The organism is Nocardia aegles, assembly GCF_052545135.1.
Genome location: NZ_JBQWRI010000004.1, coordinates 280,311 through 307,282, shown reverse-complemented (window position 1 = coordinate 307,282; position 26,972 = coordinate 280,311). Strand labels below are relative to the sequence as shown.

Here is a 26,972-nt window from a genome sequence, read left to right as displayed (position 1 = left end):
GCCACCGATCATTGTGCTGGCACCGGAGATCCGTGTGGTTCTTGTACCGCGGTCCATCCTTGCACTCGCCCACGATTCATGTAGCACAGGGCGGTCAACTACGCCGAGCTGGCAGTATGGGAAGACCGGCGGTGAACATTCTCCGGTGCGGGAAAAGGAGGTCGGCGTCGTTGGGTTTGCTGGATCGTTTCCGAGGCGGCGCCGCCCGGGGTGGCGGCACTCTACGTGGGGGTTCGGTGTCCGCACAGGACGCGCGCTATCTGGCCGACTGGGTGCGTACGCATGCGGGGGTCGAAGGTTACATCGAACCGAAGACCACGGTGACAGATGTCACGGTGATCCTGATCGCCGCGGATGGTGAATGGACGCGCCGGGTGGTCGGCGAGCGCGGGGCACAACGGATTGCCAAGGATTTGCGCATCCCCGTCTACGATGTCCGCAAGACCGGATATCCACAGCGGATGCGCGACTACGACGCTCGTAAGCGGGTGCAGCGGCAGCGCGACATGGAGCGTGATCTGTACGACCTCTGAGCCGTCGGATCGTCCCTTCCGCCCGATTTCGCCGGGTCCGCGGCGGCCGTACACCTGCGAGCCGACGCTCCCACGCCGAAAGTCCAACACGTCGCGACCCGCACCGGAGTCTCTTCGGAGTGGGAATTCGCGGGCGGGCGGGACGCGTGCCGCGGCTCCCGAGGATGAAGCGCGTCGTCCAGGAACAACCTCGGACGACGCGCCTGTCGCTCACTCCCCGGCGATGTCCTGGAGCACGGCGATCAGCGTGCGGACCGGGACACCGGTGCCGCCCTTGCCGATGTAGCCGAACGGACCGCCGGTGTTGTAGGCCGGGCCTGCCACGTCGAGGTGGGCCCACTGCACGTCCTCCGGGACGAACTCCTTGAGGAACAGCCCGGCCGAGAGCATGCCGCCCCAGCGGTGCGGCGCCACATTGGCCAGGTCGGCGATCTTGGAGTTCAGGTCGCCGCGCAGTTCGGCCGGAAGCGGCATGGCCCAGCCGTTCTCCCCGACCTCGCGGGAGATGCGGGCCACCCGGTCGCGGAATTCGTCGGTGCCCATCACGCCGGGCGTGCGGGTGCCGAGGGCGACCATCTGCGCCCCGGTCAGGGTGGCCACGTCGATCAGGTATTCCGGCTCGTCCTCGCTCGCGCGGACGATCGCGTCGGCGAGGATCAACCGGCCCTCGGCATCGGTGTTGAGCACCTCGACGGTGGTGCCGCCGTACTGGGTGAGCACGTCGCCGGGGCGTTGCGCGGTGGCCGACGGCATGTTCTCCGCCATCGGCACCGTTGCGGTGACGGTGATCGGTAGGCTCAGCCGCGCGGCCAGCAGCGTGGTGGCGATCACGGCGGCGGCACCCGCCATGTCGGAGGTCATGTTCTCCATGTTCTGGGCGGGCTTGATGGAGATGCCGCCGGTGTCGAAGGTGATGCCCTTGCCGACCAGCGCCACCTTCTTCGGGCCGCCCGCGTAGGTGATCCGGATCAGGCGTGGCGGGCGCGAGGAGCCCTTGCCCACGCCGAGCACGCCGCCGTAACCGCCCGCTTCCAGCGCCTTCTCATCGAGCACCTCCACGGTGAGGCCCGCGGCCTCGGCGAGTTCCCGGGCGCGCGAGGCGAACTCGGCCGGGAACAGGTGACTGGGCGGGGTGTTCACGAAATCCCGTGCGGTGGCCACGGCCTCGGCGGTGAGCTGCGCGCGGAACAGGGCTTCCTCGCCGAATCCCGGCTCGGGCACGAGCAACTCGACGCGGGCCACGGGCCGCTCGTCCGGCTTGGGCGCGGACTTGTCCGAGCGGAACGGCGTGAACGAGTAGGCGCCCAGGTAGAAGCCCTCGGCGGCGGCACCGATATCCAGCCCGGACAGTGTGGTCACCACCAGTTCGGTGCCGGAGAGCGAGCGGGCGGCCACACCGGCCGAACGGCGGATCTGCTCGGCGTCGAGTTTCTCGGCGGAGCCGAGGCCGACGGCCAGGACGCTGGTCACTCCGTCCAGTCCGGCCGGCGCCGGGATGCGGGTCAGCTCCTCGGCCTTGCCCTTGGCGCCCACCGCGCCGAGCTGATCGAGCAGTTCCGCTCGCACGTCGGCGGTGAGCACGTCGCCGAACAGGTCCTCGGGCACGATGGCGGGACCGTCCTCCGAGGAGGTCAACCCGATGACGAGGACATCGGTGTCCGCGCCGATGGTCTCGGTGCGTGCCAGTTCCGGTCCGAGCGAGCGATCTGCAACAGCGGTCATTGGCACAGGCTATTCGGTTCGTTCCGGATGGCGCACCGCGACGCCGTCGAGCAGGAGTTCCACCGCGGTCGCGAGCAGGTCGTCGAAGTCCATCTCGAAGCCGAAGTCGAGGTCGGTGAAGTAACGGTGCAGGACGGGCCGCCGTGCGGGGTCGAGCAGTTCGGCGAGTTCGTGCCGCAGCGCGGCCGCCTCCGTGGCGTCGCGCGGATCGCCCAGGCGGTCGGCGCCTTCCGAACTCCACAGCAGCGCGAGCCCTTGGACCAGGCCCGACAACGCGAGGTAGATCGCGAATCCGGTCTCCCGGGTCAGGCCGGGGTGATCGAGGGCGGCGAAATTCCGCTCCAGGATGTCCAGCAACGCCGGGCCGAGCGGCGGGCGTACGCGCGCCAGCAGCGGCAGCATCCACGGATGCCTGCGATAGAGGCGCCATTCCTGGTGCGCCTCGTGCCGGAGCCGGGGACGCCGGTCGATGCACTCCGCCCCGGGCGGTGGGATCTCGTCGAGCACCAGCTCCGCCATACTCGCCAGCAGTGCCTCCCGGTCGGGGAAGTGGCGGTAGAGGGTGGCGGTCGCGATGCCGAGGGTGCCGGCCAGGCGGCGCATGGTGAGGCCGTCGATCCCGTCGCGGTCGGCCAGCTCCACCGCCGCACGGGCGATCCCGACCGTGGTCAGCCGCGTCGGACGGGTGGGGCGACGTACGGGAAGCGCCGCGCGGCGGGCGCGATAGGCACGGGCCTGGCAAGAACGTGAGCAGTACTTGCGCCGTCGGCCCCGGCTCGGCTGGGCGAGTTCGTTGCGGCAGATCGCGCAGGTCATCCAGATTCCGTTTCGACACACGAACAGGTGTGACGAAATAGTAGTGATCTGGCTGTGACCTGCCTAGATTTGTGCAGAAATACGGTGTTCGCAGGGAAAAGGGAAACGAATGGAGATCACCGCTCGCCGGGCCGGTGTCCAGGACCGGGACGCGCTGATCGAGGCGTTCGGCGTCGCCGGCGCGGACGAAGTGGTGACCGCGTGGGTGCTCGAAGGACAGCCCGATACACGTTTCCGCACCGCGTTCGTGCCCGGTCTGGTCGACCGAGCATTGCGCGACGACGAGATCTGGGTCGCCGGGGCAGGCGAGGAGATCTGGTCGATGTCGATCTGGCAGCACGTCACGTCGGTCGAGCGATTCGCCGACGAAGCCGCCGAGGTGCGGACCATGCTCGAACAGGCGCCCGACTTGCGCGTGGCGCAGCGGCTGGCGATCGTCACCGACCTGCTCGCCCGCGAACACCCCCGCGAGTTCCCGCACCGCTATCTGCAGGTGATCGTCACCGTGCCGGAGCATCGCGGCAAGGGGGCCGGTGCGGCGATCCTCGCCGATCGGCTGACGGCGGCGTCCGAGGCGGACCTCCCGGCGTTCCTGGAAGCCAGTACCGAACGATCCGCTCGGCTCTACCGCCGCTGCGGATTCGCGCCGACCGGAACCACCCACACCTTGCCGGAGCACGGCCCGACGCTCATCCCGATGTGGTTCCGGCCTCGGTGCGCGCGCGCCCGCGACACCCTGGTCCCGGATAAGCTCGGCCGGTGACCGAGACGAACCTCCGGCAAGGCCCCATCCACGCCGTGCACATCGAGCTGGGGGCGACCTTCGCCCCGTTCGGCGGCTGGGAGATGCCGGTGTCCTACGCGGGCACGGTGACCGAGCACCGGGCGGTTCGCACGACGGTGGGGCTGTTCGACGTCAGCCACCTCGGCAAGGCGACCGTACGCGGCCAGGGCGCCGCGGCGTTCGTGAACTCGGCCCTGACCAATGATCTCGGCCGGATCCGGCCGGGCAAGGCGCAATACACGCTGTGCTGTGCCCCGGACGGCGGAGTGATCGACGACCTGATCGCCTACTACGTCGGCGACGACGAGATCTTCCTGGTGCCGAACGCCGCCAACACCGCGGCGGTCGTCGCGGAACTGCGCAAGGCCGCGCCCGAGGGCGTCACGGTGGCCGACGAGCACCGCGACTACGCCGTGTTCGCCGTGCAGGGCCCGCGCTCCGCCGGTGTGCTGAGCGCGCTCGGGCTGCCCACCGATCTCGAGTACATGGCCTACGCCGACGCCGAGTGGGCCGGCCGCCCCGTCCGGGTCTGCCGCACCGGGTACACCGGCGAGCACGGCTACGAGCTGCTGCCGCGCTGGGACGACGCCGAACCGCTGTTCCGCGCCCTGGTCGAGCGGGTGCGCGCCGCCGAGGGCGAGGTGGCGGGGCTCGGGGCCCGCGACACCTTGCGCACCGAGATGGGCTATCCGCTGCACGGGCACGAACTTTCCCTGGACATCTCCCCGGTGCAGGCGCGCTGTGAGTGGGCGGTCGGCTGGCAGAAGCCGCAGTTCTGGGGGAAGGCCGCTCTGGAGCAGGAGAAGTCGGCTGGTCCGCGTCGAATCCTGCTGGGTCTCGAGGCACTCGATCGCGGTGTGCTCCGGCCGGGGCAGACCGTGCTGCGCGATGGCGAGCCGGTCGGCGAAACCACTTCCGGCACCTTCTCGCCCACCCTCGGGCTCGGCATCGCGCTGGCCCTGCTCGACACCGCGGCCGGCATCGAACCCGGTGCCGAGGTCGAGGTCGACGTGCGCGGCCGGCGCCTGCGGTGCAAAGTCGTGCGCCCGCCGTTCGTCCGGAGCAGCACGAAGTAACTCGCCCTTCTCCCGGACGCGCGGGCGATCGGCCGCCGATGGCGCGGCGGACAGGGGTGCGGACCGTGGCGAAATGGCTGGAATCGGGCCGGATAGGATCGTCGGCATGACCGCTGCCGCACAGTTCACCCGTATTCCGCATCCCGCGCCACTTCCGGCGCAGCGGCGACAGGAGGTACTGGCGGAGCCGGGGTTCGGGCGGTACTTCACCGATCACATGGTCTCGATCGATTACGTCGGCGGCACGTGGACCAACGCGCGGGTGGAGCCGTACGGGCCGCTGACCCTGGACCCCGCGACCATGGTGTTCCACTACGGCCAGGCCATCTTCGAAGGACTCAAGGCCTACCGGCAGAGCGACGGCAGCGTCTCCTGTTTCCGCATCGACGCCAACGCCGCGCGTTTCCGCCGGTCGGCTCGCCGGATGGCGATGGCCGAGCTGCCGGACGAACTGTTCGTCGAGTCGGTGCGTCAACTGCTCGAGGTGGACCGCGACTGGGTGCCCGCGGCGGGCGGCGAGGAATCGCTGTACCTGCGGCCGTTCATGTTCGCCACCGAGGCCGGGCTGGGCGTGAAGCCCGCCGCGGCCTACAAGTACCTGCTGCTCGGCTCCCCGGCGGGGGCGTACTTCCCGCGCGGGGTCAAACCGGTGCGGGTCTGGCTGTCCACCGAATACGTGCGCGCCGCACCGGGCGGTACCGGCGAGGCGAAAGTCGCGGGCAACTACGCCGCGTCGCTGCTGGCCCAGGCCGAGGCGTCGGCCAAGGGCTGCGACCAGGTGGTGTGGCTGGACGCGTGTGAGCGCCGCTACGTCGAGGAAATGGGCACCAACAACCTGTTCTTCGTCTTCGGTTCCGGCTCCGACGCGCGGCTGGTGACCCCGGAACTGTCCGGTTCGCTGCTGCCGGGCATCACCCGCGACTCGCTGCTCACCCTCGCCGCCGATTCCGGCTTCCCGGTCGAGGAACGCAGGATCTCGGTCGAGGAGTGGCACAAGGGCGCCGAATCCGGCGAGATCACCGAGGTTTTCGCGTGCGGCACCGCCGCGGTGATCACGCCGGTCGGCTGGGTTCGTTCCGGCGCGGGCGAATTCACCATCGGCGGTGGCGAGCCCGGCGCGGTGACCATGGCCCTGCGCGACACCCTCACCGGCATCCAGCGCGGCACCTTCGCCGACAAGCACGGGTGGATGCGGCGGATGTGACTCAGCCCGGCATCAGCATGTGCCACTGCTCCAGCGTCTGCGGACGCAGGACGTAGTTTTTGTCCCGGACAGTGGACAGTGCCGCGCTGGGTTCCTGCGAATACCAGTGGCCCGGATAGACCACCGGGTCGCCGGCAAGTCCGGCCAGGTAGCGCAGGCTGCGGAACATGTCGTCCGAATCGCCGCCGGGGAAGTCGGTGCGGCCACAGCCGTCGACGAACAAGGTGTCGCCCGCGATGAGGCGGTTGTCGAACAGGAAGCACTGACTGCCGGGGGTGTGACCGGGCGTGTGCAGTAGTTCGATCTCGAAAGCTCCGACGGTGACCTTGTCGCCGTGCTCGTGGCCGGTGAGCTCGCTCTCGGCGATCCCGGTGACGTTGGCCACCCACGGCAGCTCTTTGGCGTTGACATGCACTGGGAGGCTTGTCTTTTCGAGCAGTTCCCGCACGCCGCCCAGCGCGAACCCGAGCATGGTGCCGCCTACGTGATCGGGGTGGTGGTGGGTGGCGAGCACCCCGATCGGTCGCAGGCCGTCGCCCTCGGCGATGTCCACCAGATCACCCGCGGCGTAGGCCGGATCGATCAGCACGCACTCGCCCGTTTCCCGATCGCCGATCAGATACGCGAAGTTGCGCATCTGCGTCGCGATCGGATCGCCCACGGCGTAGTCGCGTCCCGACAACAACTGGCGAAAATACAGGCGCTCAGAAGACATACCGCCCACCTTATTGCCCGACCCAGACGCCCCGCGCGCCACGGCCGGATAAGTTCCAGTGACCCGGACTCCTGCCCCCGGGAACGGTCAGCCGGGCTGGACGGCCAGGGACAGCACGACCGCCGTGAGCGCCACCGTGGTCTCGACCGCGGCGCCCAAGACGTCACCGGAAAGTCCGCCGAAACGGCGTGCGCAGTGCCGGACCAGAATCGTCGACGCGACCAGGCCGAGCGTCACGGCGAGGGGGCCGAGCCACGGGCGGCCCGGGACGGCGAACCCGGCGAGGCCCACCGCGGCCACCCACCACAGGGCCGCAGCGGCGGCGGTCTGGGTGCCGGCCACCAGAACGCCGAACCCGGTGCCCGGTGCGGCCGGGACGCCCCGGCAGGCGAGGATCACCGCGACACGGCCGGTCACCACGGCCACGGCGACGGCGAACCACCGGCCCGAATCGGCCAGGGACCCGAGCGCAAACGCTTGTACGCCGATGACGAACACGAGTCCCGCGACGCCGAAAGGCCCGGCGCCGCCGCTCTTCATGATCTGCCTGGCCCGCTCGGGGGGCCCATAGCTGCCCAGCCCGTCCAAGGTGTCGGCCAGGCCGTCGAGATGCATACCCCTGGTGAGCAACGCCAGCGCGCCGACCACGAGCAGCCCGGCCAGCGAGGCGCTCGCCCCGACCCGGGTCAGCGCCCAGAGCAGGCCCGCGGCCCCGGCCCCGAGCAGGGCACCGACCAGCGGCGCCAGCAGGATCGCCCGGCCCGCCGCCGACCGGTCCACGACAGCCGGTCCACGGACCGGCAGCACCGTGAGCCAGGAAATCGCCAGCCGAACCCCGTTCACGCCGGGCCGTCCGGACCGGTCGTGACACAGCCGACGAGGCCGTCGGCGCGAGATTGCTCCGCCCCCGTCGCCGTCGACGAACGGGAAAAGGTGGCGCCGGAGAACGTCACTTGCGCAGGTTCGGCGTGGCGCTGGCCGGTTCGGCGTCGGCGGTGCTGACGCCCGCTTCGGCGAAGGTGGACATCTCCGCAAGAGCGGCCACCGCCGAGCGGAGAATCGGAAGGGCGGTCAGGGCGCCGGAGCCTTCGCCCAAGCGCATGGTCAGGTCGAGCAGGGGATCCAGGCGCAAGTGTCGCAGCGCGAGGTCGTGTGCCGGTTCGGTGGAGCGGTGACCGGCCAGCCACCAAGCGCTCGCGCCCGCGGCGAGATCCTCGGCGACCATCGCCGCGGCCGTGACGACGACCCCGTCCAGAATGACGGGCGTGCGCCGGGTGGCGGCTTGCGCGAGGAACGCCGCGATCGCGGCGAAGTCGGCGCCCCCGGCCACGCGCAGGAGTTCGACCGGGTCCTTCACTACCGGGCGGGCGCGGCGCATCGCGTCGCGAATCGCGGCGACCTTGCGGATCCATCCGGCATCGTCGACGCCCGTCCCGCGGCCGACCGCGGCGACCGGCTCGGTGTCGGTCAGGCTCGCGACGAGCACGGTGGCCGGAGTGGTGTTGCCGATGCCCATGTCACCCGCGATCAGCAGGTCGGCGCCCGCGTCGATCTCCTCGTCGGCGATGGCGCGGCCTGCTTCGATCGCCGCCCGCACCTCCTCGGCGGTGAGCGCGTCCTCGCGATCGATCGCCCCGCTGGAGCGACGCACCTTGTGCTCGGACACCAGCGGGCCGGTGTCGGCATCGACCGAGATGTCCGCCACCCGGACCGTCGCGCCCGCCACCGCCGCCAGTGCGTTCACCGCGGCGCCACCACCCAGGAAGTTCGCGACCATCTGCGCGGTGACCTCGCTCGGATACGCCGACACCCCGTGCCGCGCGATGCCGTGATCCCCGGCGAAGACCACCACCCTGGCGCGCTCGAACTGCTTCGGCGGGCACGTGCCCTGGCAGGCCGCCACCCAGTTGCCGAGTTGCTCCAATCGGCCCAACGCGGCCGCGGGTTTGGTCAGCTGCGCTTGCCGCTGCTCGGCCGCCGCACGAAACTGTGTGTCCGGAGGCGCTACCGGTCCGAATCCGTGCGTCACTATCGAGCCTTTCGGTCATGGCGGTTCCGCCGACTACGCCGCCCAATCTTGCCATTGCCCGATCACGACGTGGGCCCGTGACCTGACCCTCCGCAGCGGTCGGCGCATGTGAATGCGGGGTAGCAGGGGTCGTCACCCGTGGTCTCGCGGGCTACTTGAGACGAACGGGGAGACCCGCTACGACCAGGAAGGCCTCGTCGCAGATCTGGGCCAGGCGCTGGTTGAGGGTGCCGATCTCGTCGCGGAAAAGGCGGCCCGACCGCGTGGCCGGGATGACGCCCATGCCTACCTCCGGGCTGACGATAACGAGATCGCCGGTGTAGGCGGCGACGGCCGCGACCAGTGCGTCGGTGTCGGGGGAGACCGTGCCGCGTGGGGACTCCCAAGCCTCGCGCGCGTCGATGCGGGCGGTCAGCCAGGTGCCGATGTCGTCGATCAGGGTGACCGCGGGCGGTGTCGGCACGGATGCGGTGAGAACCACGGTCGGGTCCGCGCTTTCGATGGTCGACCAGCCGGCCGGGCGTCGGCCGCGGTGCTTGGCGATGCGCTCGGCGAAATCGTGGTCGGCGGGATCGGGCACCGCCGTAGCGAGATAGCGCACCGGGCCGCCCGCCCGCACCGCGAGGTCCTCGGCGAACGCCGACTTCCCTGACCGCGCCCCACCCAGAACGAGGGTGCTGCGTGGCGTCGCGGGTGAGGAACTTTCCGGCACGGATGCACGGTATCAATCGAACCGTGGGTTGCCCTGTGACTCCCGCTGCGACCCGCGCCCCAGCGAACTGGCGAGCGGACGTCTCGTTCTGCGATCAGGCGGATGCTTCGGGGCGGCGCCCGAAACGGCGTCGGTACTCGGTGGGGGCGATGCCGACGAGGCGTTGGAAGTGATGGCGCAGGAGGGCGGCGGAGCCGAAGCCGCAGCGGTCGGCGATGTGTTCCAGACCGAGGCCGGTTTCCTCGAGCAGTTGCTCGGCCAGCAACACGCGCTGGTTGGTGAGCCATTTCACCGGGGTGGTTCCGGTCTCGGCGGCGAATCGGCGTGCGAAGGTGCGGGTGGACATATTGGCGCGCGTGGCCAGGTCTTCCACCGAGTGCGGCCGGTCGAGGTGCTCGTTCATCCACTCCAAGGTGGGAATGAGGCTGTCGGAGGCACACGCCGCGACGGGGCGTTCGATGAACTGGCGCTGCCCGCCGTCGCGCTGCGGGGGCACCACCATCCGCCGGGCGATCGCGTTGGCCACGGCGCTGCCGAGCTCGCGTCGCACCAGGTGCAGACAGGCGTCGATGCCCGCGGCGGTGCCCGCGCTGGTGATCAGGTCGCCCTCGTCGACGAACAGCACATCCGGATCGACGGTCGCCCGAGGGTACTCAGCGGAGAGCTGCTCTACATAGCGCCAGTGCGTGGTGCATTTGCGGCCGTCGAGCAGCCCGGCCGCCCCGGCCAAGAACGCTCCGGAGCACACGGTGAGCACGGTCGCCCCGGCGGCTGCCGCGTCGCGGATGGCCGTGACGACCCGCGGATCGAATCCTTGGTCGGCCGCGGCGGCCGGGATGGCCACCAGATCGGCCGCCGTCAATTCCTCCAGCCCGTACTCCGGTGTGACGGTGATACCCGGGCTCGTCGAGCGCAGCGGGACGCCCGGATCGGCCCCGCACACCCGGAAATCGAAGGCGGGCAGTCCGTCGGCCGTGCGGTCGAGGCCGAAAACCTCACAGACCACCCCGAATTCGAACATGGCCATCCGTTCGGACAGCACCACGGCGATCTTCGACAGCATGCCGCCAGTCTAATGGCCGAATTTTTACGAACAGTGTCAGTGCTGCCACTTTCGGCGGTAAATTACTGACCGCAAAATTGCTGCCATGGTTACATTTATCGTCTCCCTGGCGGCCATCGTGGTCTTCGCCACAGTCATCGCCCGCAGCGCGGACCGGGCGGGCTCCGCGCATGTGATCGACCGCGACGCGCAGCGCCTGCACTCCGAGTTGACCGCAATGCTCGCCCGGAACATCCACCACCGCTGACCGACCCGAACGAACCCGGCGTCCGAACTGCGCGCCTTGTGCGCGAGCGCCCCACCGTCGACGTGCCCAGCGCACGGCAACCACGTCTTTCGAGCGCAGCGGGACCGAGCCTGTGCCGCGAACACGCCGCGACGAACCGCGCGACCGAACTACGCGACCGAATTACGCGGCCGAATTACACAGCGTCGCCCGGGGCGACCCGCGGCTTCGGGGCGCGCATCTTGCGGATCTGGGAGGCGCGGACGAACGCGTACCACCCGAGGCTGTACCCGCCGTCGGTGGTCTCCGGGAAACGCTCCCGGACCCGGTTGTTCACCACACGGCCGAGCAGGATGCCCTCGATGCCCATGAACAGCATCATCACCAGCATGGCCAAGGTGACGACGGTCTGCAGCCCGGGCGCGAGGAACATCGAGAAAATCAGCACCAGCGCCATCGGCATGAACAGGCCGACCAGGTTGCGCCTGGCGTCGACGATGTCACGGACGAAGGCCCGGACCGGACCCTGGTCGCGGGGCGGCAGGTATCTGTCCTCGCCCGCGAGCATGCGCTCCCGTCGATCCGCAGCGGCCTCGCGCCGCTTCGCGGCCGCCGCTTTGCGCTCCTCCTTGGTGCCCCGCGCGGCCTTGCGCCGGGCGCGGGCCTCCTTCGCGGTGAGCGGAGCGGGTGCTACCGGGCCGCGTCGCTTGCCTTGCGCGTCACGGCGTTTCGGGGTGGGACGGCCCTTGCCCGCGGTGGCCGTGGCCGCCGCGCGGGTGGTGCCCGCGGCCGAGTCGCCGTTCGTGACCACCGTCGATTCGGCGGTCGCGTCGGTGGTGCTTGACTCGCCGCGACGGAACAATTTCACACCGACCAGGCTATTCGATGGGTAACGCGGCGAGAAATGCGGTCCGATTCGCCGGGAGTGCGCGGGGTCACGCAGGTTGCGTGCCACCTCGGACGGGGTGGTGGCAAGATGGAGGAATAGCAGCCTGCCGAGTGGTGTTTACCGACACGACCCGTGCGCTGTTCACGGGTTGACCACAGGTTCCTCGAGGAGAGTTCATGACTGTGCAGAACGAGACCGCCACCCACGGTGTGACTCTGACCGACGCCGCCGCCGCGAAGGCGAAGGCACTGCTGGACCAGGAGGGTCGCGACGACTTGGCGCTGCGGATCGCGGTGCAGCCGGGTGGTTGCGCGGGCCTGCGCTACCAGCTGTTCTTCGACGACCGCTCGCTCGACGGCGACCTGACCGTCGACTTCGGTGGCGTCACCCTGGCCGTCGACCGGATGAGCGCGCCGTACGTGCAGGGCGCCTCGATCGACTTCGTCGACACCATCGAGAAGCAGGGCTTCACCATCGACAACCCGAACGCCACCGGCTCCTGCGCCTGCGGCGACTCCTTCAACTGAGGCAATGACCCCGGCGGGCCCACGACACGCGACGACCGATGGCGCGAGAACCTGGGTAACTCGCCGGGAACGCCCAGCCCTCGAGCGGCACGTACGCAGGACCTGAACGCAAATCCGGTGCCGCTCACACGCTACGGCCTGAAGACTCGGGGAGGCGGTTCAGCTACGGTGAGGTCGGGACTCGCGTCCCGGTCTGCACCGCCTGCCGCCTACCGTTGAAGGGGCTCAGCCACGTGTCCATAGCCGTTTCCGCGTCCATCGCGACCGACCACCTCATGCGTTTTCCCGGACGGTTCGCCGACGTACTGCTGGCCGATCAGCTCGACCACGTGTCACTGAGCTTCCTCGTCGACGATCTGCAGATCCGTCGCGGCGGCGTCGGGGGCAATATCGCGTATGCCATGGGCTTGCTCAATCGCACGCCCCTGCTGGTCGGCGCCGTGGGCGCCGACTTCGGCGAGTACCGCGCCTGGCTGGAGAAGCACGGGGTCGACTGCTCCACCGTGCTGGTATCCGAGCGCGCGCATACCGCGCGTTTCGTCTGCACCACCGACGAAGACATGGCCCAACTCGCGTCGTTCTACCCGGGCGCGATGAGCGAGGCCCGCGATATCTCCATCGCCCAGCTGTCCGAGACCCAGCAGCTCGACCTCGTTCTGGTCGGCGCCAACGATCCGGAGGCGATGCTGCGGCACACCGCCGAATGCCGTGAACTCGGCATCCCGTTCGCCGCCGATCCGTCGCAGCAGCTGGCCCGTCTGGACGGCGACCAGTCCGTGCAGCTGATCGACGGCGCCGCATATCTTTTCACGAACAAGTACGAGTGGGCGCTGCTGCTGCAGAAGACCGGTCTGAGTGAGGAAGAGGTCGCCCAGAAGGTCGGCGTCCGCGTCACCACCCTGGGTGCGGAGGGTGTGCGGATCGTCGACCGCGACGGCACCGAGGTGACCGTCGGCGTCGTGCCCGAGCGGGCGAAGGTCGAGCCGACCGGTGTCGGCGACGCCTTCCGCGCAGGCTTCCTCACCGCGCACACCGCTGGGCTGAGTCTGGAGCGGTCCGCACAGCTGGGCTCCCTGATCGCCGTGCTCGTGCTGGAGACCATGGGTACCCAGGAATGGACGCTCAACAAGGAGTCCGCGCTCGAGCGCCTCACCGAGGCCTACGGTCCCGAGGCCGCGGCGGACATCAAGACGCTGCTGTAGATCGTGCTGACGAAGGGCGCGCACCCGGCCGGGTGCGCGCCTTCTCACGTTCCGCGGTCAGAGCGAGACGGGGTAGGCCGGTTCCTGGATCTCCGGCTTGATCCGGTCCTCGACGAAGATGCCGTGCCACACCATGAACACCAGCAGTGTCCACAGCCTGCGGCTGTGATCGGCGGTGCCGGCCCGGTGCGCGACCAGCATCTCGCTGATCGCGGCCTTGTTCAGCAGGTGATCGGTCTGTGACTCGGCGATCTGCTGCCGCGCCCAGTCGTAGAGTTCCGTGCCGCGCAGCCAGTGCCGCAGCGGGACCGGGAAGCCGAGTTTGGCGCGGTGCAGCACATGCGGCGGCACGATGCCCTCCAGCGCCTGACGCAGCGCGTACTTCGTGGTCTCCCTGGTGATCTTCTGGTCGAACGGCAGCCCCTCGGCCGCCTTCAGCACCTCGGCGTCCAGGAACGGCACGCGCAGTTCCAGTGAATTCGCCATGGTCATCTTGTCGGCCTTGACCAGGATGTCGCCGCGCAGCCAAGTGAACAGGTCCAGGTGCTGCATCCGGGCCACCGGGTCCCAGCCGCGCGACTGCGCGTACAGCGGCGCGGTGACGTCCTGGTGGGTCCATTCCGGCCGGAACTCGCGCAGCACGGCGCGCAGCTGGGCGTCGTTGAAGCTGCGCGCGTTGCCGTAGTAACGCTCCTCCAGCGTCAGCGAGCCGCGGTGCAGCAGGCTTTTGCCCCTCGTGCCGTCCGGGATCCGATCCGACAGCTTGCCCGCCAGCCTGCGCACGCCGCGGGGCAGCTTCTCGAAGGGCTTCAGCGACAGCGGCTCGCGGTAGATGGTGTAGCCGCCGAACAGCTCGTCGGCGCCTTCACCCGAGAGCACCACCTTGACGTGCTTGCGGGCCTCCTTGGCGACGAAGTACAGCGGGACCAGCGCCGGGTCGGCCACCGGATCGTCGAGGTACCAGACGATCTCCGGGATCGCCTGGGCGAACTCGGCGGGGGACACCACCTTCACCACGTGGCGCGCGCCGATCGCCTCGGCGCTCTCGGCGGCCACGTCCACCTCCGAGTAGCCCTCGCGTTCGAACCCGGTGGTGAACGTGATCAGCTTGGGGTTGTGCCGCATGGCCAGCGCCGCCACCGCGGTGGAGTCGATGCCACCGGACAGGAACGAGCCGACCGTCACGTCGGCGCGCATGTGCTTGGCGACCGAGTCCTCGAGCGCCGCGGCGATCTCCCGGTAGCGTGCCGCCGCCGAACCCGGGGTGAACGGGCGCACCGGGAATTTCGGCGTGAAATACCGGGTGACGACCGGCGCGGCACCGGGCCGCACCGTGGCGTAGCTGCCCGATTCCAGCCTGCGGATGTCCTTGTGCAGCGTCTCCGGCTCGGGCACGTACTGCAACACCGTGTAGTGCTCCAGGGCCCGAGGGTCCAACTCGTCGCTCAACCGCAGCGCGGGCAGCAGTTCCAGCAGGCTCTTCTTCTCGCTGCCGAACGCGGTGCCGCCCGGCCCGGTGGCCAGGAACAGCGGCTTGATGCCGAACGGGTCGCGGGCCAGGAACAGCTCCTGGGTCTCGGTATCCCAGATCGCGAAGGCGAACATGCCGCGCAGCCGCCGCACCGCCTCGGGACCCCAGTAGTGGAACGCGGCGACGATGGCCTCGCTGTCGCCTTCGGTGTGGAAGATCCTGCCGTCCGGGAACTCGGCGGCGTGCGCCTCGGCGAGTTCCGCACGCAACTCCAGGTAGTTGTAGATCTCGCCGTTGAAGGTCAGCGCGTAGCGGTCGGGCTGCTCGGGCGGGCCCCAGCGCAGCGGCTGGTGCGAGTGCTCGATGTCGATGATCGACAGGCGGTTGAAGCCGAAGATCACCTGGTCGTCGTGCCAGGTACCGCGCTCGTCCGGGCCGCGGTGACGCACACAGTGCAAGGCCTCGTAGACCTGCTCCACCGTGCCAGGTGCCGCCTCGTCAGATGCCAGGAATCCGAGCAGTCCACACACGGCGTCGGCAACCTCATTTCTCGCAGTCGGGATACGCGCGCACCGGACGGGGCGCAAGGGGACGAAATCTAGTGTCCGAGTATGCCGCACCCGCCGCATCCGCGCGTCGTGCGCGTCGTGTCCCGGACGGAATAGCTGGTGACGATGATCCCGGCGGGCCCGGTGCGGTGCCGAAGCCGACCCGACGACAAACCGGGGGTGCGTTTGGTCTACGCTGCGTAGTACTCAGGTCTCTCTCAGGCGACCCGCGCGAAATGCGCCGGCCCGGAGGGCGCCCTGAAACGAGCTTAGGACGTATCGTCGGGGCCGATCGCAGCCCCGACGATGCACTGTCGGAATGTGTGGCGACCAGGAAGGCGTGAGCGTGGCGCACAAGGCGAGCGAAGAGATCGGGGCACGACCCGCCCGGGGTGGGCGGGGCCGCATCCTTCGGCGGGCCGGGCTGGCGGTGTCCTTGGGGATCACCGCGCTGCTCGTCTCGGGCTGCTCGATCGACAATGTTTGGCTGCGGTTCGGCTGGCCCTCGGGCATCACGCCGCAGGCCACCCGGATGCGGGAACTGTGGACCTGGTCGGTCATCGCCGCGCTGGCGATGGGCGTGCTGGTCTGGGGCCTGACCTTCTGGACCGTCGCGTTCCACCGCAAGAAGGCGGACTCCCCGGAGTTCCCGCGCCAGACCGGCTACAACGTGCCACTGGAGCTGACCTACACGGCGATCCCGTTCGTCATCATCGCGGTGCTGTTCTACTTCACCGTGGTCGTGCAGAACTACGTGCACGAGAAGGTGGACAATCCGGACGTCACGGTCGACGTGACCGCCTTCCAGTGGAACTGGAAGTTCGGCTACCGCAACGTCGACTTCAAGGACGGCTACCGGTTCGACGGCATCGACACCTCCCGTGAGGCGCTCAACCAGGAACAGCTCGAGGGGTACAAGGAACGGACCAAGGATGGTCACCCGCAGCCGGGCCCGGTGCACGGCAAGCCGGAGAACGACATCCTGTCCTACCTGCACTACGACAAGGTCGAGACGATCGGCTCGAGCAACGAGATCCCGGTTCTGGTGCTGCCGACCGGCAAGGTCATCGAGTTCCAGCTCGCCGCCGCCGACGTGATCCACGCCTTCTGGGTGCCGGAGTTCCTGTTCAAGCGCGACGTGATGCCGAACCCGAAGGAAAACCACTCCGACAACGTCTTCCAGATCTCCAAGATCGAGAAGGAAGGCGCGTTCGTCGGCCGCTGCGCCGAAATGTGCGGCACCTTCCACTCGATGATGAACTTCGAGGTCCGCGCGGTCACGCCGGAGAAGTTCACCAAGTACCTGGACGCACGCCAGGCGGGCAAGACCAACGCCGAGGCGCTCCAGTCCATCGGGGAGTCCCCGGTCGCCACGTCCACCACGCCGTTCAACACCAGGCGCGACACCAAGAGCGCGGCCTCGGCCGAGAGCAAGTGAGGATTGATCTGAGATGAAGATCGAAGCGCGGATTTTCGAACTGCTCACGGTGTTCTTCGTCATCATCGCGTGCGTCTACGGCTTCTTCACCGGTCAGTCGCGCACCGGTGTCGAGTGGGCGGGTACCACGGCCATGGTGCTGACCGCGGGCCTGTCGCTGATCATCGGCACCTATTTCCGGTTCGTCGCCCGTCGTCTCGACCTGCGCCCGGAGGACTACGAGGACGCCGAGATCGTGGACGGCGCCGGCGACCTGGGCTTCTTCTCGCCCGGCAGCTTCTGGCCGATCACCCTGGCCGCCGCCGGTTCGGTGACCGCGCTCGGTCTGGCGTTCTTCCAGTTCTGGCTGATCGGTATCGGCGTCGTCTGCGTCCTGACCGCCGCCGCGGGACTGGTGTTCGAGTACTACCTCGGGCCGGAGAAGCACTGAGCTCGATAGTCACCGGAGCGGCGCACCGGAGGTTCCGGGTGCCGCGGTGGCGGACAAAGGCATAGCGACGCGCTCGGCTGGGATATCCCGGCCGAGCGCTTTCGTGTGAGCAGCCGTTGAGAAGCTGAAACCCGAAGCGTGCGAGCCGACGATCCCGGGAGCGTAAGTAGTCGGGAACGCGAGCGCGTCCGCGCACTCGAATGTGATTCACGAGTGAACGGGCGGGTAGCCCACAGGTGCGGAAAGCTCTGGCGTGGGAACTCCTGCGATGGCCGTGGGCTTCGGACTTTTCGCGGACGGTGAGGACGGCAGACCATGGCTGGGTTGCGCGAGGGCGTTTACCGGATCGTCAATGTCGGCACCGGTCGTGTGCTCGCGCTCGACAGCGCTGATCAGGTGACGGTGGTGGGTGAGCCGGGTGTCGAGGACGGATGGCAGCACTGGCTGTTGTCCACCGCGCCGGAATTCGGTGAAGAAATCTGGTACATCGTCAGCGGACGCACCGGCACTCGGCTGGGACTCGGTGACGGGCTGGTGAGTGCGGGAGCGCATGTCGAGTGCAGTGGCCCGCCGATGGGCTGGCAGATCATGACCGACGAAGCCGACCCCGACCGCTACCGCATCGCTGTCTGGCCCGCCGGCGAACTCGTCCTCGATCTACCCGGTCACGGCGGTGACACCGGCACCGATCGGATCGGACTGGCGCGGTACGCGCCATGCCGCGACAGTCAGTGGTGGCACTTCGAGCACGCGTGATCGCCCGCCCGGCGCGGGCAGCGCGTCCACATTCGGGCGCCGAAGGTAGCCCAGCGTCTGGCTCGTGCCGTGTCCGGCAGCGAACGCTCACCCGGCCTGCGCCACCACTTCGGGGTCGTCCAGCATGCTCATCAGGGGGGTGAGTCGCTGCAACTCGTCGAGATGTGTGGCGCCGAGTGAGGCCAGGGCTTGCCTGCCCGTCTCGGTCAGCGTGAGGCGGACGACGCGGCGGTCCTTGTGCTCGCCCCGCCTGCGGGCGACGAGGCCGAGTTGCTCGGTGCGATCGATCAGTTGCACCACGCTGTGGTGGCGGGCGGACAGGTATCCGGCGATCTCTCCGATGCTGGGCCCGTCCGGGCCGGAATGCCCCCGGATCGCCAGCAGCAGTTGGTGCTGGGTGTCGGTGAGCCCTGCTTCGGCCGCCCGGCGCTCACTCCACCGCAGCAGCTGGCGAAGCCCGGTGCGCAACGCCAGCAGCCTCGAGTACTCCTGGTCGGTGGGGTGGGCGGGCGCGGACATCGACCCTTCCATCATGAAGTGATATTATCACAGTATGATATATGAGTGACCGGCGATCGGGACGGCCGCGTTGCGCCCTGGCGGGCCGCCCAGCTCGAGAGAGCTTCGATTCGCCACTATTCCCGAAGGTGGTGGAGAGCATGAGTAGTGAAACCATGATGAGTCGGCATCCCGACATCGTGGAGTTGCGGGAGAAATACGAGCGCGCCTCGGAAGAGCCGGACGCCCAGGCGGTCACCGGCCTGCTGTTCTTGACCGGGCTCTATACCGCGATCTCCCCGTGGGTGGTCGGATTCAACGGATTCTCGACCTTGACCGTCAACAACCTGATCTGCGGTATCGCCCTCGCGATGCTGGCCCTCGGATTCGCCTCGGTGTACGGGCGGACACACGGCATCGTCTGGGCCGCTCCGCTGATCGGCCTGTGGACGATCGTCGCTCCATGGATCGTCAGCGGGAACGTCGATACCACATCGACGATCTGGAACAACGTGGTCGCGGGCGCACTCGCCGTGCTGCTGGGTCTGGCGTCGATGTTCCTGGGGATGAGCCGGACTGGGCGACACACCGGCCAGGGAGCGGGTGCGAGCACGACTCGAACTCCGCGAGCGTCCGGGCTTCCACCGGAGACGACCACGCGGTGAAACGGGATCCGCGCCGGCGGTAACCCAGGAGTTCCAGTTCCCTGACGCAGGTCCGCCCGCCGTTGCGTCAGCAGCGCGGCGGGCGGTGGCCGGACGATCGAGCCGCTACTCCGCCTCGTACCGCAGTGCGTTTTCCGAGCGGCAGATCTCCTCGATGCCGGAGACGATGTCGCGCAACAGTTCCGAGGGGAGCGCGGCGGGGCGGAGGCGGCAGGTGAAGGTGATCAGGCCGTGGTCTTCGGTGGGCAGGCCGCGGGCGGCGGATTCGGTGCGCAGGTAGCGGGAGCGGACGCCGTAGGTCATGGCGGAGATGACGGTGAAGCAGCCGGTGTGTTCGCGGTGGCCGGAGAAGAGGTCGTGCAGGCGGTAGAACACCGATGTGTAGCTCGACAGGGGCGCGAAAATGCCCACCCGGTAGGCGGGGCCTCGCTCGGAGGAGCTGAGTGCCGTATCGGCGAGATACTCGGCGTCGCGCAGGGTTTGCACCTTCGGGGCGAACAGCACGGCGCCCGCGGCCGCGTTGCGTACGGGCATGCCCGCTTTGCCGGGTGCGGCGGAGGCGATGGCGCCCAGCGACTTCCGTGCGCGCGAGCCGACTTCGCGGCGGGCGCGCAGGCCCCGCGTGGGCGCGGTGGGGTACAGGCTCGACCATTGTCCGAAGCGGACGGTGCCCAGTTGTACGTGGCCGGTGCCGACCGGGTGTGCCACCTTCAGCGGCGCCGTGTCGACCCAGCGGCCGACCTGCAGTTCGGCATTGCCGGGCCGCAGGATCTCGGCGTAGGCGTGCTCGACGAAGGAGTCGAAGTCGAGGAACCGGTCGGCGTGGGTGGTCAGCCAGGTGCGTTCCTTGTCGATCTCGATCGCGTCCAGGGTGAGCGCGGTGATGATGCCCGCCCGGCCGCCCGCGCCCAGGATGCGCTGGAACCGTTCGGTGTGGTGGGTGCGTCCGCAGGTGCCGATGCGCCCGTCGGTGTCCACGTACTCCAGATCGACGATCTGGTCGATGAACAGGCCGTGTTTGTGCGACGCCGCGCTGACACCGCCGACCGAGGCGAAGCCGCCCGCGGTGATGTCGCGGTGGTCGCCGACGATGGGCAGGCCGAGGCCGTGCGCGCCGAGCCTGCGGTCGATATCGGAGAGTTTGGCGCCCGCCTGCACCCGGACGGTGCGCCGGCCCAGGTTGATGTCCAGCACCTGATTCATCCGGCGCAGCGACACCACGGTCGGCTGGGCGGGCAGCGCGAGCCCCTCGTCGATCAGCTCGCCGCCGCGCACCATCAGCCGTTCCGATCGCCCGCGTGAATCCCGCACCGTGCGAACGACATCGGCGGTATCGCGGGGGAGGTATTCCTCGGCGTTGGAGACAATGTGCGGCGTGCTCATGGCAGAAAAGCTAACCACAGCGCGGCCCGCGCCGCTTCCCCGAACGCGGGTGTCACCGCGACGCGGGCGCAAGGCTCTTGCTGAACAGGACGGATCCGGCGGCGTCGCACAGATCGACGGTCAGTTCCCTTGACTTTCCGTCGATGCGCACCTCGCCGAAATGCTGGAAGGCATCCAGCGGCGAGCTGTTCTGCACCGGCGGAGCGTGCACGTAGACCGCCTCCGGACCGAACGTGCCGTCGAGCTGGTTCGGGCCGAACGCCCCCGCGTTGAGCGGACCGGAGACGAACTCCCAGAACTCGTCGAAGTCGGTGAAAGCCGCGCGTGCGGGCGAATAGCGGTGGGCCGCCGTGTAGTGCACGTCGGCGGTGAGCCAGACGACGTTTGCCACCTTGTTCGCCTTGATCGACGACAACACCTGGGCGATCTCGCGTTCCCGGCCCGACGGTGCGCCGGGGTCGCCGTTGGCGGGTCCCTCGAAGGCGGTGGTGTTCTTCTGCTCGCCGTCGGGGACGACCAGGCCGAGCGGCAGGTCGTTGGCGATGATCTTCCAGGTGGCGGTGGATTCGCGCAGGCTGTCGATGAGCCACTTCGTCTGGGCCGGGCCGAAGATGCGGCCGTCGGGTCCGTTGTTCGCGTTGTTGGCGTCCTTGTTCGTGCGCATGTCCAGCACGAAGACGTCGAGCAGCGGACCGTAGCCGATCTTGCGGTACAGGCGCCCGTCCACCGCTTCCCTCGGCTCCAGCGGCATCCACTCGTGGAAAGCCTGCCAGGAGCGGGTGGCCAGGGTGTCCATGGCGCGTTCGGTGTAGCCCTTGGATTCGGCGACCAGCCCGCCCGGGTACCAGTTGTTGACCGTCTCGTGGTCGTCCCACTGCACCACTTGGGCGACCGAACTGTTGAAGCGGCGGTAGTTCTCGTCGGTCAGGTTGTAGGCGTAGTTGCCGCGGAACTGATCGAGAGTCTGCGCGACAGCGCTTTTCGCCTCGCTCACCACATTGCGCCAGATCCGGCCGTCGGGCAGGGCGACCGTTTCCTGCAGCGGTCCGTCGGCGTAGATGGAGTCGCCGGAATGCAGGAACAGGTGCGGGTCGCGGGCGGCCATGGCGGCGAAGATCTTCATTCCGCCCAGCGCCGGGTTGATGCCGTAGCCCTGGCCCGCGACGTCGCCGGACCACTGGAGCCGGATGTCCGCCGCGGCGGTGGGAGCGGTGCGAAAGACGCCGGTGACCGGTTCGGAGGTGGCGCCGTCCTCGCCACGCAGCGTCACCCGGTAGTGCACCTGCGTTCCGGCGGGCAGGCCGTTGACCCGTACCCGGCCGGTGCCGTCGGAGTCCGGCGTGAGCAGCGGCCCGGTGAAACGCTTGGGATCGGTGAACGATTCTGTGGCGGCGGTTTCCACGATCAAGGTGGCGGGGCGATCGGCGCGGGCCCAGATCAGGGCGCCGTCCGAGCGCGGATCGCCGACCGCGACCCCGTGCGTGAGCACCGGCCGCTGCCGGACCAGCGCCGGGCCGTTGCCCGGCGAGCATGCCGCCAGTGCCGGGGCTGCCACGAGTCCGAGTGCGGAGGCGCGCAATATGGTGCGCCGGGAGGGTCTCGAGTCCGAGCCGGTCATGATCCAACCCTGACGCAACTACGTCAACGGCGCGTGAACGAGTCGGGTCCGGGTGGACAACAAGCAGAGCTCAGTGCGCCAAGCGAGCGATGCGGTGGTGCAGTTCGCCCGCCCAGTCCACGCCGCCCAGGTGCTGGTAGTCCACCCACAGCGCGTCGTACACGTCTCGGCCCTCGGAGAACCGGCCACCGCGTTTGTCGGCTTCCAGGACCACGCTCATGCCGGTCTCGGTCGGAACGAAAGTCACCTCGAGCTGGTTCAAGCCGGGGTAGTGCGGCGAACCCGCGAACTCGATCTCCTGGTAGAACGGCAGCGTCTGAGGCGTGTCGTGCACCCGGCCCGCTTCCACGTCCGCGCTGCACAGGTGGAATCCCAAGTGCTCCACCGCTTCCAGCAGGACGTGCTGGGCGGGCAGTGCGCCGACGCCGATCGGGTCGGTGTCGGCGGCGTCCACCGCGCCGTGGATCTCCACGATCGTGCGCAGTGCGACCACCGTGCCGGGCAGGTGCCGTCCGTTGTAGAAGGTGATGGGTGTTTCCATCGGCGCGCGGGCCGCGAACCGGAATTCGACTGGCGCACCCTCGGGCAGGTGCAGCGGTCCGTGCACCCCCGTACGGCCGAAGGCGATGTCGCGCACGCCTTCGTGATCCTCGTACTCCTGCTCGGCCCTGGTCACGAACTCGACGGCCACGTGGGTGATCTCCTGCGCAACCGCCCCGCCCCGCAACCGGATCATGCCCTCCACCGTGCCCCCGGGCTGCACACCCGGTGTGAACAACTCGGTCTCCACGTCGGCCCCGCCGATCCCGGCCGCCGCCAGCAACTTCTTGAACATGCTCGTATTCTCGCCGGGCCGTCTTACCGAAGGCTTGTCATTACCTTGTCGCCCTGGACAACTCGGCCGAGTCCAGGGCATCGTTCACGCGTCGGTTTGCGCCTAGTTCGTCAGGTCGTCGATCGACCGGCGGCGAAGAAGGCGTCGCAAGTAGCGGGATCCTTGTCACTGCAGGCGTTATCGACGCCGCCTCGGGGCCGCGATCGACACTGTGCCGCGGCGATCAGCCCGCGGCGGTGTCCGGGATGCGGACGGGGACGGCGGCGGGGCGGCTGCCGTTGGGGACGCCCTTCTTCAGGCTGTGGGCGTAGACGTCGACATACTCCTGCCCGGTGAGCTGCATCAGCTCGTACATGACCTCGTCGGTGACGGCGCGCTCGACGAAGCGGTTGCCGCCCATGCCCTCGTAGCGGGAGAAGTCGATCGGTTCGCCGAACTTGACGGTCACCTTCCTGCGGCGCCAGCGGAACGGTCCGGGCGGGCTGACCTCGTCGGTGCCGATGACGGCGACCGGGATGACGGGCACGCCGGTCTCCAAAGCGAGGCGGGCCAAGCCGGTCTTGCCCTTGTACAGGCGACCGTCGGGGGAGCGGGTGCCCTCGGGGTAGAGGCCGACCAGACGGCCCTGATCGAGCAGCTTGCGGGCGGCGTTCAGCGCGTCCTCGGCGGCGTCGGCGCAGCTGCGGTCGATCGGGTACTGGCCCGAAGCGCTGAAGAAGAACTTCTGCAACCGGCCCTTGATGCCCGGGGTGGTGAAGTACTCGGCCTTGGCGAGGTAGTTGATCCGCCGCGGGCTCAGCAAAGGAGCGAACAGCCAGTCGGCGAAGGAAAGGTGGTTACCCGCCATGATGGCCGGCCCGTCCGCCGGAATGTTCTCCACACCTTCGACCGTAGGCCGGTTGTAGAGATGAATGAACGGTCCCAGCAGCACGAACTTCAGCAGCCAGTAGAACATGACGTCCTTCCCCCGGGACCGGGATAGTTACGGGCATCTGCTTCAGTTGCCGACTTTACCGCCGGTGCGAGATCACATCCAACCGCAGCGGGAAATCTCACCACACTTCGGCCCTGACGCCGACCGATGGCGACCTTCGGCGTGTCGCGGCAGGCCACGAGGGTCGTGGCCGGTGCTGTCACCGGTTGCTCCGTGCCACGCGCGCGGACTTGCGCGCGCCGGCGGAGAAGGCCGCCCTGGCGAGGTCGGCGGCGCCGATCATGCCCGCTGCCTCGCCGAGCTGGGTGGTCCGGATACGGGCCAGCGGCCGGTGTCCGGCGCCCGTGATCGCGCGCGCGTACTCCTCGCGCGCCTCGTCCAGAAACAGCGGCGCCGAACTGCTCACCCCGCCCGCGATCACCACCAGGTCGGGATCGAAGAGATCGCTGACGAACGCCAGCCCGAGCCCGAGCCAGCGCGCGAAGTCGGCCATCACCCGTACGGCGAGCGGGTCGCCGTCCTGCGCCGCGCCCGCCACCCGCCGCCCGGTCAGCGAGCCCGGATCGCGCGCCACATCCCTGGCCAGCACCGAACGCACCGTGTCGCTGGCCATCATCTCGATCGCGGTGTCCGCCAGGGCGGTTCCGCTGCAGTAGCGCTCCCAGCACCCCTGCTTGCCGCACGGGCAGGCCCGCCCTTGCGGAACGACCTGCAGATGACCCAGTTCCGGTGCGACGCCGTGCGTGCCCCGGTACAGCCGGCCGTCGATGAGCAGCGCGGCGCCGATGCCGGTGCCGATCGCGACGAGCACCACGTTGTGCCCGCCCGCAGCGGCGCCGAACCGGTACTCGGCCCACATCGCCGCGTTGGCGTCGTGTTCCAGGATCACCGGCAGGCCCAGCCGTTCGGTGAGCCGCTGGGCGACCGGGGCGTCCTGCCACGGCAGGTGCGGGGCGAACCGGACGGTCGAGCGATCACCGTTGATGAATCCGGCGACCGCCAGGCCGACCGCGCCGATGGCGTGCCTGCCGGACAGGTCGCGCACGGCCCGATCCAGCGCGTCCTCCAGCGCTCGCGCGGAATGCGGCGTGGGCGCCTGGACCGTGTCCAGCACCTCGCCGCTGTCATCGATCACCGACGCCCGAATGTTGGTGCCGCCGACGTCTATTCCGACGGTCAGCGGTCGTGTACCGGCCATCTGGTGCGTCATACCTTGATCGTCACGGGAATGTCGACGTAACGAGGACCGTTGCCGTCCTCGGCTGGACCGTGGCGATGCGGCGCGCCGGTCTGCGGGTCGACGTCGCTGGGCATGACGGGTTCGACCGGCTCTCCCGCCAGCGCTTCGCGCAGCACGGTGACGATCGCGGTGCCGTGATCGGCGATCGCGGCCAGCACGTCGTGGTGCTCGCCGCGCACGAGCGCCGCGGCCGCGCACACCGGACACCAGCTGCAACTGGACCACTCGACCGGTCCGTCGGCCGCGCGCCGCAGCACCGGCTCGACCCGTTCCAGCACCGCCTCGGCCAACAACTTCAGTTCCTCGGCGAATTCGGCGACACCGTCGGGCGCGGTGCGGCCGCCGACCCGGTCGCCTCGGGGCGAGTGCGGATCACCGGTCATATCCGTCACTTTCGGACGTGTGCGCCCAGACCCGAGGGTCCGGCCGGAAGCGGACCACCAGGTATCCGTCATCGAGCTCGGCGCCGTCGACCGTGCACCGCCGCAATACCGGCGCGAGGCGCACCCTGCGCCGGACACCGTCCGCTCCCACGATCAAATCGTCCTCCACTCGGCCAAGGCGCAATGTGGCGGCGTCGACCACCGGCAGGTGCATGCGCAGGGCGTACACCGACTGCGATCCGGTGCCGGATTCCAGGAGAACCAGCGGTTCGCTGGAACTCGCGTCGACCTCCGTCTGATTGTCGCTCAGCATAAGCGCAGCGTCCCCGGTGTCGCCCGCCGAGTCCGTCGCGTACGACAGCGCGGCCAGCGAGTTCAGCCCGATCGGCTCGGGACCGGTGTGCGGCGCGATCAGCACCGGGATACCCGGCATCGTGCTCCGCAACTCGGCGATGGCGTCCGATTGCTCGCCGCGCCGGTTCGAATACCACTGCACCGCTGGGTGTTCGGCTCCGGCGGCCGCCGCGAGGTCGGGCAGCACCTTGTTCACCACCACGGCGTCCAGCCGCAGGCCCAGCAGCGCCGCGGCGGAACGCACCCGCTGCGATTCGGCCACCGCGACTCGCTCGGCGAGGGTGACCAGCCGCGCCCTCGTGCGCCGGTGGTCGGCGAGCAGATCGCGAACTTCCGTGACCGCCTGGACGATTCTTTCCACCGTGGCCGCCAGCACGGCGCGCCGCAGGTCGGTGCCGACGGCGCTCATCGCTCGCGCGTGCGGCGGCCACATCCGTTCGATGTAGCCCAGCAGGGTCCCCGGCGCGGTGACGATGCGCAGCATGTCCGCCGAGGGCGGGCAGTCGACGACGATCAGATCCCAGTCGTCCTCCGCGGCGAACTGGGCGATCTCCACCAACATCAGCAGTTCCTGCACGCCGGGCAGTCCGGTCAGCTCCGCCGGGTCCAGCGCGGTGAGGTCGAAACCGTGCTCGTGCCCGCGGCCGGTCGAGATGAGGCGCACCACGTCACGGAACCGGTCCTCCAGCAGCGCGAGCGAATCGATCTCGATCACGTCCAACCCGGGCAGCACAGTGGCCACACCGGTGACGGTGCCCGGATCGTGCGGGAACCGGAAACCCAGCGCATCGCCCAGCGAATGCGCCTGATCGAGCGAGGCGACCAGCACGCGACGGCCGGACCTGATCTCGGCCATGGCGGTGGCGCACGCGAGCGTGGTCTTGCCCACTCCACCCTTGCCGATGAACAGTTCGACCCGGG

At 69.1% G+C, this 26,972-nt stretch carries 28 protein-coding genes; 11 read left to right on the top strand and 17 right to left on the bottom strand.

Features of this window, described 5'->3' with window-relative positions; translation table 11 throughout:
• Positions 1-170: 170 nt before the first annotated feature.
• Positions 171-533 (top strand): oxidoreductase, encoded by a 363-nt coding sequence (locus tag ACT89H_RS14875; protein ID WP_445109175.1) that lies wholly within the window; start codon positions 171-173, stop codon positions 531-533.
• Positions 534-743: 210 nt separating this feature from the next.
• Here the strand turns inward: ACT89H_RS14875 and ACT89H_RS14870 are convergent, their stop codons facing one another.
• Together ACT89H_RS14870 and ACT89H_RS14865 are read right to left on the bottom strand one after the other, a co-directional pair.
• Positions 744-2,255: a leucyl aminopeptidase gene (locus ACT89H_RS14870; RefSeq protein ID WP_445109174.1), complete on the bottom strand. Its 1,512-nt coding sequence runs from the start codon at positions 2,253-2,255 to the stop codon at positions 744-746.
• 9 nt (positions 2,256-2,264) lie between these two features.
• Complete coding sequence (locus tag ACT89H_RS14865; protein ID WP_445109173.1) at positions 2,265-3,071, bottom strand: TetR family transcriptional regulator; 807 nt, start codon at positions 3,069-3,071, stop codon at positions 2,265-2,267.
• A gap of 109 nt (positions 3,072-3,180) precedes the next feature.
• Here ACT89H_RS14865 and ACT89H_RS14860 point away from each other — a divergent pair, with 109 nt between their 5' ends.
• The 3 genes from ACT89H_RS14860 (at position 3,181) to ACT89H_RS14850 (ending at position 6,135) form a co-directional block, all read left to right on the top strand.
• Positions 3,181-3,834 (top strand): GNAT family N-acetyltransferase, encoded by a 654-nt coding sequence (locus ACT89H_RS14860; protein WP_445109172.1) that lies wholly within the window; start codon positions 3,181-3,183, stop codon positions 3,832-3,834.
• Positions 3,831-4,931 (top strand): glycine cleavage system aminomethyltransferase GcvT, encoded by a 1,101-nt coding sequence (gene gcvT / locus ACT89H_RS14855; protein ID WP_445109171.1) that lies wholly within the window; start codon positions 3,831-3,833, stop codon positions 4,929-4,931. The genes ACT89H_RS14860 and gcvT overlap by 4 nt, the downstream gene beginning before the upstream one ends.
• A 106-nt stretch (positions 4,932-5,037) precedes the next feature.
• Positions 5,038-6,135, top strand: a complete 1,098-nt coding sequence (locus ACT89H_RS14850; RefSeq protein WP_445109170.1) for a branched-chain amino acid aminotransferase — start codon at positions 5,038-5,040, stop codon at positions 6,133-6,135.
• A gap of 1 nt (position 6,136) precedes the next feature.
• On the opposite strand, the gene ACT89H_RS14845 is transcribed toward ACT89H_RS14850, so the two are convergent.
• The 5 genes from ACT89H_RS14845 to ACT89H_RS14825 all read right to left on the bottom strand — a co-directional run bounded on the left by ACT89H_RS14845 (position 6,137) and on the right by ACT89H_RS14825 (position 10,654).
• Entirely contained in the window at positions 6,137-6,850 is a 714-nt protein-coding gene (locus tag ACT89H_RS14845; RefSeq protein WP_445109169.1) for an MBL fold metallo-hydrolase, read from the bottom strand.
• Between the two features lie 87 nt (positions 6,851-6,937).
• Positions 6,938-7,693: an adenosylcobinamide-GDP ribazoletransferase gene (locus ACT89H_RS14840; protein ID WP_445109168.1), complete on the bottom strand. Its 756-nt coding sequence runs from the start codon at positions 7,691-7,693 to the stop codon at positions 6,938-6,940.
• Between the two features lie 106 nt (positions 7,694-7,799).
• Positions 7,800-8,879: a nicotinate-nucleotide--dimethylbenzimidazole phosphoribosyltransferase gene (gene cobT / locus ACT89H_RS14835; protein ID WP_445109167.1), complete on the bottom strand. Its 1,080-nt coding sequence runs from the start codon at positions 8,877-8,879 to the stop codon at positions 7,800-7,802.
• Positions 8,880-9,030: 151 nt separating this feature from the next.
• The gene (cobU, locus tag ACT89H_RS14830) at positions 9,031-9,591 is read right to left on the bottom strand and encodes a bifunctional adenosylcobinamide kinase/adenosylcobinamide-phosphate guanylyltransferase (RefSeq protein ID WP_445109166.1); all 561 of its coding nucleotides are present in this window, start codon (positions 9,589-9,591) and stop codon (positions 9,031-9,033) included.
• Positions 9,592-9,685: 94 nt separating this feature from the next.
• Positions 9,686-10,654 (bottom strand): helix-turn-helix domain-containing protein, encoded by a 969-nt coding sequence (locus tag ACT89H_RS14825; RefSeq protein ID WP_445109165.1) that lies wholly within the window; start codon positions 10,652-10,654, stop codon positions 9,686-9,688.
• 85 nt (positions 10,655-10,739) lie between these two features.
• On the opposite strand from ACT89H_RS14825, the gene ACT89H_RS14820 reads away from it, so the two are divergent.
• Positions 10,740-10,901 carry a hypothetical protein gene (locus tag ACT89H_RS14820; protein ID WP_445109164.1) on the top strand — a complete coding sequence of 54 codons (162 nt, stop codon included), beginning with the start codon at positions 10,740-10,742 and terminating at the stop codon, positions 10,899-10,901.
• A 175-nt stretch (positions 10,902-11,076) separates the two neighbouring features.
• On the opposite strand, the gene ACT89H_RS14815 is transcribed toward ACT89H_RS14820, so the two are convergent.
• On the bottom strand, positions 11,077-11,748 hold the full coding sequence (locus tag ACT89H_RS14815) for a DUF3043 domain-containing protein (RefSeq protein WP_445109163.1): 672 nt from the start codon (positions 11,746-11,748) through the stop codon (positions 11,077-11,079).
• Positions 11,749-11,945: 197 nt separating this feature from the next.
• On the opposite strand from ACT89H_RS14815, the gene ACT89H_RS14810 reads away from it, so the two are divergent.
• Positions 11,946-12,296 (top strand): HesB/IscA family protein, encoded by a 351-nt coding sequence (locus ACT89H_RS14810; RefSeq protein WP_039797033.1) that lies wholly within the window; start codon positions 11,946-11,948, stop codon positions 12,294-12,296.
• 233 nt (positions 12,297-12,529) lie between these two features.
• Positions 12,530-13,498, top strand: coding sequence for a carbohydrate kinase family protein (locus ACT89H_RS14805; RefSeq protein ID WP_445109162.1), 969 nt, complete (start codon positions 12,530-12,532; stop codon positions 13,496-13,498).
• 57 nt (positions 13,499-13,555) lie between these two features.
• On the opposite strand, the gene asnB is transcribed toward ACT89H_RS14805, so the two are convergent.
• On the bottom strand, positions 13,556-15,499 hold the full coding sequence (gene asnB, locus ACT89H_RS14800) for an asparagine synthase (glutamine-hydrolyzing) (RefSeq protein ID WP_445109161.1): 1,944 nt from the start codon (positions 15,497-15,499) through the stop codon (positions 13,556-13,558).
• Between the two features lie 364 nt (positions 15,500-15,863).
• Between asnB and ctaC the strand changes: the two genes are divergently transcribed.
• The 3 genes from ctaC (at position 15,864) to ACT89H_RS14785 (ending at position 18,141) form a co-directional block, all read left to right on the top strand.
• Positions 15,864-16,955 carry an aa3-type cytochrome oxidase subunit II gene (ctaC, locus tag ACT89H_RS14795; protein ID WP_445109341.1) on the top strand — a complete coding sequence of 364 codons (1,092 nt, stop codon included), beginning with the start codon at positions 15,864-15,866 and terminating at the stop codon, positions 16,953-16,955.
• Positions 16,956-16,968: 13 nt separating this feature from the next.
• Positions 16,969-17,385, top strand: coding sequence for a cytochrome c oxidase subunit 4 (locus ACT89H_RS14790; RefSeq protein ID WP_445109160.1), 417 nt, complete (start codon positions 16,969-16,971; stop codon positions 17,383-17,385).
• A gap of 315 nt (positions 17,386-17,700) precedes the next feature.
• Entirely contained in the window at positions 17,701-18,141 is a 441-nt protein-coding gene (locus tag ACT89H_RS14785; RefSeq protein ID WP_445109159.1) for an RICIN domain-containing protein, read from the top strand.
• Between the two features lie 87 nt (positions 18,142-18,228).
• Here the strand turns inward: ACT89H_RS14785 and ACT89H_RS14780 are convergent, their stop codons facing one another.
• Positions 18,229-18,675, bottom strand: a complete 447-nt coding sequence (locus ACT89H_RS14780; RefSeq protein ID WP_445109158.1) for a MarR family winged helix-turn-helix transcriptional regulator — start codon at positions 18,673-18,675, stop codon at positions 18,229-18,231.
• A 125-nt stretch (positions 18,676-18,800) separates the two neighbouring features.
• Between ACT89H_RS14780 and ACT89H_RS14775 the strand changes: the two genes are divergently transcribed.
• On the top strand, positions 18,801-19,304 hold the full coding sequence (locus ACT89H_RS14775; protein ID WP_445109157.1) for an SPW repeat protein: 504 nt from the start codon (positions 18,801-18,803) through the stop codon (positions 19,302-19,304).
• Positions 19,305-19,409: 105 nt separating this feature from the next.
• On the opposite strand, the gene ACT89H_RS14770 is transcribed toward ACT89H_RS14775, so the two are convergent.
• From ACT89H_RS14770 to ACT89H_RS14740, 7 genes are all read right to left on the bottom strand, one after another.
• Positions 19,410-20,687, bottom strand: coding sequence for an FAD-binding oxidoreductase (locus ACT89H_RS14770; RefSeq protein ID WP_445109156.1), 1,278 nt, complete (start codon positions 20,685-20,687; stop codon positions 19,410-19,412).
• A 52-nt stretch (positions 20,688-20,739) separates the two neighbouring features.
• A complete protein-coding gene (locus tag ACT89H_RS14765) occupies positions 20,740-22,305 on the bottom strand; it encodes an alkaline phosphatase D family protein (protein ID WP_445109155.1) in 1,566 nt (521 codons plus the stop codon).
• Positions 22,306-22,375: 70 nt separating this feature from the next.
• Entirely contained in the window at positions 22,376-23,140 is a 765-nt protein-coding gene (locus ACT89H_RS14760) for a sporulation protein (RefSeq protein WP_445109154.1), read from the bottom strand.
• A 223-nt stretch (positions 23,141-23,363) separates the two neighbouring features.
• The gene (locus tag ACT89H_RS14755; RefSeq protein ID WP_445109153.1) at positions 23,364-24,095 is read right to left on the bottom strand and encodes a lysophospholipid acyltransferase family protein; all 732 of its coding nucleotides are present in this window, start codon (positions 24,093-24,095) and stop codon (positions 23,364-23,366) included.
• Positions 24,096-24,273: 178 nt separating this feature from the next.
• Positions 24,274-25,272, bottom strand: a complete 999-nt coding sequence (locus tag ACT89H_RS14750; protein ID WP_445109152.1) for an ROK family glucokinase — start codon at positions 25,270-25,272, stop codon at positions 24,274-24,276.
• An 8-nt stretch (positions 25,273-25,280) separates the two neighbouring features.
• Positions 25,281-25,697, bottom strand: coding sequence for a hypothetical protein (locus ACT89H_RS14745; RefSeq protein WP_445109151.1), 417 nt, complete (start codon positions 25,695-25,697; stop codon positions 25,281-25,283).
• Positions 25,687-26,961 carry an ArsA family ATPase gene (locus ACT89H_RS14740; RefSeq protein WP_445109340.1) on the bottom strand — a complete coding sequence of 425 codons (1,275 nt, stop codon included), beginning with the start codon at positions 26,959-26,961 and terminating at the stop codon, positions 25,687-25,689. The genes ACT89H_RS14745 and ACT89H_RS14740 overlap by 11 nt, the downstream gene beginning before the upstream one ends.
• Positions 26,962-26,972: the final 11 nt, after the last annotated feature.

Bases quoted from the DNA above. Each gene is read 5' to 3' on its own strand.
- ACT89H_RS14870 (WP_445109174.1), bottom strand. From the start codon at position 2,255: ATGACCGCTGTTGCAGATCGCTCGCTCGGACCGGAACTGGCACGCACC.
- ACT89H_RS14865 (WP_445109173.1), bottom strand. From the start codon at position 3,071: ATGACCTGCGCGATCTGCCGCAACGAACTCGCCCAGCCGAGCCGGGGC.
- ACT89H_RS14860 (WP_445109172.1), top strand. From the start codon at position 3,181: ATGGAGATCACCGCTCGCCGGGCCGGTGTCCAGGACCGGGACGCGCTG.
- ACT89H_RS14850 (WP_445109170.1), top strand. From the start codon at position 5,038: ATGACCGCTGCCGCACAGTTCACCCGTATTCCGCATCCCGCGCCACTT.
- ACT89H_RS14845 (WP_445109169.1), bottom strand. From the start codon at position 6,850: ATGTCTTCTGAGCGCCTGTATTTTCGCCAGTTGTTGTCGGGACGCGAC.
- ACT89H_RS14825 (WP_445109165.1), bottom strand. From the start codon at position 10,654: ATGCTGTCGAAGATCGCCGTGGTGCTGTCCGAACGGATGGCCATGTTC.
- ACT89H_RS14820 (WP_445109164.1), top strand. From the start codon at position 10,740: ATGGTTACATTTATCGTCTCCCTGGCGGCCATCGTGGTCTTCGCCACA.
- ACT89H_RS14810 (WP_039797033.1), top strand. From the start codon at position 11,946: ATGACTGTGCAGAACGAGACCGCCACCCACGGTGTGACTCTGACCGAC.
- ACT89H_RS14790 (WP_445109160.1), top strand. From the start codon at position 16,969: ATGAAGATCGAAGCGCGGATTTTCGAACTGCTCACGGTGTTCTTCGTC.
- ACT89H_RS14785 (WP_445109159.1), top strand. From the start codon at position 17,701: ATGGCTGGGTTGCGCGAGGGCGTTTACCGGATCGTCAATGTCGGCACC.
- ACT89H_RS14780 (WP_445109158.1), bottom strand. From the start codon at position 18,675: ATGATGGAAGGGTCGATGTCCGCGCCCGCCCACCCCACCGACCAGGAG.
- ACT89H_RS14775 (WP_445109157.1), top strand. From the start codon at position 18,801: ATGAGTAGTGAAACCATGATGAGTCGGCATCCCGACATCGTGGAGTTG.
- ACT89H_RS14770 (WP_445109156.1), bottom strand. From the start codon at position 20,687: ATGAGCACGCCGCACATTGTCTCCAACGCCGAGGAATACCTCCCCCGC.
- ACT89H_RS14765 (WP_445109155.1), bottom strand. From the start codon at position 22,305: ATGACCGGCTCGGACTCGAGACCCTCCCGGCGCACCATATTGCGCGCC.
- ACT89H_RS14760 (WP_445109154.1), bottom strand. From the start codon at position 23,140: ATGTTCAAGAAGTTGCTGGCGGCGGCCGGGATCGGCGGGGCCGACGTG.
- ACT89H_RS14755 (WP_445109153.1), bottom strand. From the start codon at position 24,095: ATGTTCTACTGGCTGCTGAAGTTCGTGCTGCTGGGACCGTTCATTCAT.
- ACT89H_RS14750 (WP_445109152.1), bottom strand. From the start codon at position 25,272: ATGGCCGGTACACGACCGCTGACCGTCGGAATAGACGTCGGCGGCACC.
- ACT89H_RS14745 (WP_445109151.1), bottom strand. From the start codon at position 25,697: ATGACCGGTGATCCGCACTCGCCCCGAGGCGACCGGGTCGGCGGCCGC.